This is a genomic window from Allobrachymonas chironomi DSM 19884, assembly GCF_000374625.1.
In the GTDB taxonomy this organism is placed as follows: domain Bacteria; phylum Pseudomonadota; class Gammaproteobacteria; order Burkholderiales; family Burkholderiaceae_C; genus Brachymonas; species Brachymonas chironomi.
In genome coordinates this window covers 1-5488 of record NZ_KB894791.1, presented here as the reverse complement: position 1 = coordinate 5488, position 5488 = coordinate 1, and the positions used below count along the sequence as shown (strand labels likewise).

At 45.3% G+C, this 5488-nt stretch carries 5 protein-coding genes; all 5 read right to left on the bottom strand.

All coding sequences use genetic code 11. The features are described 5' to 3' along the window. The coding region (locus C513_RS0112200; RefSeq protein ID WP_018715123.1) for a transposase at nucleotides 1-220 on the bottom strand (220 nt) is incomplete at its 3' end. A 247-nt stretch (nucleotides 221-467) separates the two neighbouring features. Continuing rightward, complete coding sequence (locus tag C513_RS14045; RefSeq protein ID WP_076342759.1) at nucleotides 468-3218, bottom strand: restriction endonuclease; 2751 nt, start codon at nucleotides 3216-3218, stop codon at nucleotides 468-470. Nucleotides 3219-3317: 99 nt separating this feature from the next. Beyond that, a complete protein-coding gene (locus tag C513_RS14040; RefSeq protein WP_076342758.1) occupies nucleotides 3318-4163 on the bottom strand; it encodes a S1 family peptidase in 846 nt (281 codons plus the stop codon). Between the two features lie 83 nt (nucleotides 4164-4246). Continuing rightward, nucleotides 4247-4969 (bottom strand): hypothetical protein, encoded by a 723-nt coding sequence (locus C513_RS13775; protein WP_156816112.1) that lies wholly within the window; start codon nucleotides 4967-4969, stop codon nucleotides 4247-4249. Nucleotides 4970-5077: 108 nt separating this feature from the next. Beyond that, nucleotides 5078-5488: hypothetical protein (locus C513_RS14370; protein WP_211215749.1), on the bottom strand; the 411-nt coding region annotated here is incomplete at its 5' end.

The following is a 5488-nucleotide window of genomic DNA, read 5'->3' as shown; positions in this document are numbered from 1 at the left end:
CCTTGATGCGTCGCGCATCCGAGGTCGTGGTACCCGCACGCAGGCCAGCGTCGATCTCGGCTCTCTTGACCCAATCGTGCAGGGTTTGCGGCACACAGCCAATCTTCGGCGCAATCGATTCGATAGCTGCCCACAACGAAGGGTACTCGGCTCGATGCTCCTGCACCATGCGCACAGCGCGCTCGCGCACTTCCGGGGAAAACTTGTTGGACTTGTTCATGGCTCCATCTTCTCAAGAGTTGGGGCCTCCTCCAAACCCGGGGCGGTTCAGATCGTCGTCGGATAACTCTTTCGTCGCAATTTTCATTCAAAGCCCCCTAGTAGTAACTCGGAACCCTACCGCAATCAACACAGCGTCGCAGCGCTAGGTCAGGTATTCGTCGACGCCTAACGCCCGGCTCACGCGCCGGTTTGGAGCCGCGAAGCGGCGGAAAATCGGTCGCTGTGCAGCCTATTGTTAGGGGTCGCTAAGTTCGCCCTGGACATACTGGTATTTCAGAGCTATTTCTACCTTCGTACAGCCATAGCGCCCATTGCCGTATGGCACCACCGTTTCTTACTTTAGACGTATCGGTCCAAGTTAAGCTATGCTTTTCAGCGATATAATCACCGATATCCTTCCCTGATAATTGGGTATTTGATTCAAGTAGCTTTACTACGTCTAAGAGTACATCTTCTGTATTTGCACCCATCCAAAGGGCTTCCCTTTCCTCTGGATATTTTTGCATTTTTTCTTTATCTACAAAATATTGTTCGCTTTCTATAAATATGAGTTCAAACCGCTTTAGAACTGAAAGTGCATTTCTATAGCCTTTTGGTTTGGTCTCGTTCTTGCCAACACTACCTTTCTTGACTAGCCAGTTAAGTGTTTCCAGCGCAAGTGCGGGGGATGCGGGAGCAGTAAAAATATTACTTTTCCTGCGCTTTCTCTCTGACTTAATTCTTTCCGTAACAACGTCACCCTGGTCCTTAAACAACCAACCATTTGACGATGGCTCTATAAATCCGCACAATTCGAGCCATCGACAAAGCCGTACCGTGTACGCATGCCACGTTTTATCAGCATATTTATTGTCCGGATAAAGCTGTCTCAAAATTTCAATTAGGGCATTAACATTTGCAATTGAATTTGATGATTTATCTCTAAATGCATATGTGAATGCATGTTTTGAGAATTTTTCACGTATAGCTCTCAGAATATCAAGCTCATTACAAGTCTTGACGTCTTCACTTAATGAATAGAGCCCACTTTCTCTTTTGGCAACGCCAAACATAATCATATCTGAGCCAATATTCTGAATGGTTCCTTCAGATAGTTTTGCCTTCAAAACCAAGTCCTGCACAGACTGCTTAGTTCTGTGCTCAAGGTGTTTAACAGCTTTATACAGTGATGAAAAGTCAGTAGATGGAAGGTATCTCAATGGAATTACTGGAACAGACCCTGTTAAAACATACTCTCGGAAAATATCCCAGTAAACATTTAATCTATCGCCGCTTCGAATAACAAGGCGTCTATCGATTAATGACTTCAATGTGTCTGGCCCGGACATCTCGATGATTTCAAACCAGTCCACCGGCGCACGCTGTGCTATTAGCTTCAAACAACTATACTCAGCAGGATTTAGCATTTCCATGTCTTCTTTGAAAAGGCTAGCTACGTCAAGCTTATTTTCTAATAAGTCTGTTTGATTAATGCCGCTTTCAATCTTTTCATATAGATGAATGCAAAGTTTTTTTAATAGCCAAGGATAACCTTGGCTGCTTGCGACAAGATTGTGGCGTAGATCATGATGTAGCTTGGAGCCAATTTCTTTTTCAAACAAATTGATAACAGAATTTGACTCGCGGTCGGAAAAGGGGGCTAGTTTTCTTGTAATTCTATAATCAGCAAGCTGGTGCCAAAAAAAGTAAGCTGGGTGATCACTGTGAGTGGTGCTATCACTTTTCCAAGCAAAACCTAAGCAAAAGTTCAACTTCACTGCTGCAGCATTTAGCAGCAAAGACTTAGCCTTTTCAAATACGTCGAAGAGCTCAGGCTTTGAGTACAACTCTTCAAACTGGTCGAAAACCAAGGCTATTAGCTGATTTTTTTCTTCCAATGATTCCAAATATGATTTGATAGACTCTGAATCCAGAGGTCTTCCAACATCGGATAAAACCAACTTTATAGACTGATCACCAAAACCCTCTGCCTGCGCACTTTTTAAAGCTTGCAGCAATGATGAATAAATGTACTCGGGTCCTGTCGCAGCACGAACATCAACCGGAAATACAAAATATTTATTTTTATTCTGGTAGTTACCAGCTTTACTTCTTAGTTTTGCGATAAATGAACTCTTACCCATACCAGAATTGCCAGTAACCGCAAATATCCTAGTATTTGTACTTTGCTCTTTAATTTTCTTAAAAAAATCGAATATGTGGTTAATGTCTTTCGTGCGGCCAACAAAATCTTCTGGACGGGCTGGGCGGTAATCACTCCACGCCTCTCCAGTTTGAATTTGTACAACGCTCACTGTTTTAATGGATTCAATCTCAACCACCTTGGTTTTATGGATTTTGGGTAGTTTGAAATCAAGGTTACTAAGAGAAGTGTCGGTATCAGCTAATTTGCTCAATAACTCAGCATCGTCAACTAACTGATTGTTTTTCGCATAGTAGCAAAGGGCACCTCTAGGTATTCCTCCGGACAAAGTCGCTGCGGCCCAAAATAAGCCATAAGTTGTTATCAGTAAGACCCATTCCCCGATCAAGTTTTCACTACCGATATATTCAGCAGCAAGGTCTTCTGGCTGTTTTTTAATGACTCCAGAGCTAATGAGTGAATCAATTACTTTCTCTGGGTCATAGAAACTCAATCTTGTTGCTTGATCTTTTGGCTTAGCTTTCCACTCATTAGCAAACCCTTTGGCTTCTTTTCCATACTCCCCAGTGCTTATCAACCATGCCTCAGCATAATCTTTAAATACGAGAGTTCCAGCAAGGTTCTTTAATATGTTAGCGTCGATGTTTTTATCTCGATAGGCTTTGCACTCGACGTATATTTCTTTGCCACTAATTTTATGCCTACATAGCAAGTCAAGCTCCACCGCAGTAAATCTTATTTCTTTTATAACCTCATAGGATTGTGCAGAGAGCAGCTTTTCAGCAAGTGACTCTAGGAGATCCCCTCGTTCTTTGGTAGAAGATGATTTCTGCAGCGCAACTTCAATTTTCATTCAAATTATCCATGTTTAACGGTAAGCAAAACCCTAACGCTTCAATAACCGGCGCAGCTTTCTGCGTCCGGCGCCAAAGGCGCGTAGTTGATTGATTTGTTATGCATTTGCCCCGACTAATCGCTCGACTTCTTTTTCCAAGCCAAAGATTTCTTTAGAGTTAATAGCCACTCCAATATTATTGGGAATTTGCGTTATAGGAACCGGCATGTTTGATGTTGGTGCTGTGACGATTCTTATTTCCCCTGAGGCGGTGTGCATTGCCCCTGCGTAGTGAACCCCTAGGAGGCGAATACGATGGCCACCCATATATGTATTATCTTTATTGTCCATATACCCACCAATATTTGCCAAAAAGACCGGTGATCCACTAGAACCAGGAAAGCTTGCTATATCTGTAAGAAATTCAGATTTTCCGTTCCAAGGAACATTGGCGTGTGTGGCTGTAATGCCTTTCCTTATTACAGGGAGATTATTTTTGGCATCCCAAATACCGTTGGGGTAACCGATCATGACTATATCTTCCATAGATGAATAAGACTCGCGCTCTTCATCTTTTGGAATCAGATTGGTTTGCAAAGGGATATAGAAAAGCTTGCCTCCGGTTTTTTGTACCTGATTCAGCAGTGGCCCTATAGGGAACGCTGCAAGATCAATGTTTGGATCAGGATGTTTGATGCATTGGTTCTCGAAGTTGGAAAATTGGAATTGTTGATGCTTGCCGGCATCGGGCAATCCATCGCTTGTAGCGAGGGTTACATGAAACCGTCCAGTATTTGCGTTAGCAACAACATGTTTATTTGTAACTATCACAGGAACCGCTAAATCTTCTTTTTGGAGAAAATTCATATAGAAACCTGTGCCCGTAGATAACCCACCATCGTGTAGAGTTGTTTCTATTCTCACTGTACTGTGAGTGAGCTGCTCCATTATTCCCAGACTCATCGCTTCTCCTTATGCATAACGTGGAGGTCACCGGCGCTGCGCGGCTTTATCGCGCAGCGTCCGGTGGACCGCAGGGTTAGCTTTCACTTTGAAAACCATATGTCCAGGAACTTCTTTTCGCTACCTTTGAACCACAGGTAAGCGGCAGACCAAATTGAGCCGCAGAGCACCGACCAAAAGACGAACAGAACCCACGCACCCACAGGCTTTTCGGTTTTTGCGTCGTTGAATATCTTCACAAGCTCCTGAAATGGCTCAGTGAGACCAGCGGCGAGAAAGAACATGATGCCGGCTGAAAACGCCAGCATTCCAAAGTACGCGACGAGCCACCACGAAGACTTTGGCTTGCCCACGGCAATTGGTGCGCCTACTGCTGCCTTGAATTCGCAATAGGGGATTCGGCGCGGCTCACTCCCCCGAAAGAACCAAGGGTGCGCCTCTCGTTTGGCCCGCTCCCAGTCGTGCTTGAGTAACAACGCCATTCGGTCGGTGAACTCTATGAGATGACCGTCAAGGTCAGTAGCCCCAGAGAATTTCTTGGCCGTTTCGACGAGGGCTTTGTCTTCAGCATCAAACGGGTTTACGTTCAGTGCTAACTGGGCGCATTGTCTTTCAACTTCTTTGGCATTTCCTTCGCGGGCGGCCTTAATGAGTGCATCGGCGAGTGCGCGCATTGCACTGCGCCACTTGGCGCGCTCTTGCGTAACGTTCTCCACATGTATTTTTCGTTCGCTACTACGAAGCGAAACGAGAGCAGCAACTAAGCCAGCCAAAACGGTGGATGACAAAACGGTAGAAAAATCCAAGGTGGGGTGACTCCTTTGAAAGCTAACGTTAAAGGTAAGGGGCGCGCCGCCTGCGGCGCGTCCAGCGACCGAAGGGAGCGACCTTGACCACAAGGTTAGGCGGCACTACTACCATTTACGCACCGACTTATTTTCAGAAACCCAATAAACGTCGATACCCTGCCGCTTGCAGAATGGCTGGAGCAACCTCATGCGCTCCCTATACTCATTCGTATCTGGAAAAGCCATTGCCACTTCATTCGAGTTCAGCGGGTCTTCAAGTTCATTCAGAGAGGTCAATATAGCTGATGCAACATTGGGCCATGAGCGACTATGCTGACTACCAGTTTTGGCTTCCCCTTTGCATTCAATTACCAAGGTTTTTCCCGTCACGGGATTCGTCCCCGCCACATCGTACCCCTGCCTCGTACCGAGCTGCACCTTAACTGATGTAAAGCCTTGATCTTTAAGGAATGATTCCATCGCGACCTTGACGTCATCTTCGATAATTGGCACAAAGCCTCCTTGACGCCTAACGCC

What these genes read in the sequence shown, in the direction of transcription:
- C513_RS14045 (WP_076342759.1), bottom strand. Translation starts at nt 3,218, where the DNA reads ATGAAAATTGAAGTTGCGCTGCAGAAATCATCTTCTACCAAAGAACGA.
- C513_RS14040 (WP_076342758.1), bottom strand. Translation starts at nt 4,163, where the DNA reads ATGAGTCTGGGAATAATGGAGCAGCTCACTCACAGTACAGTGAGAATA.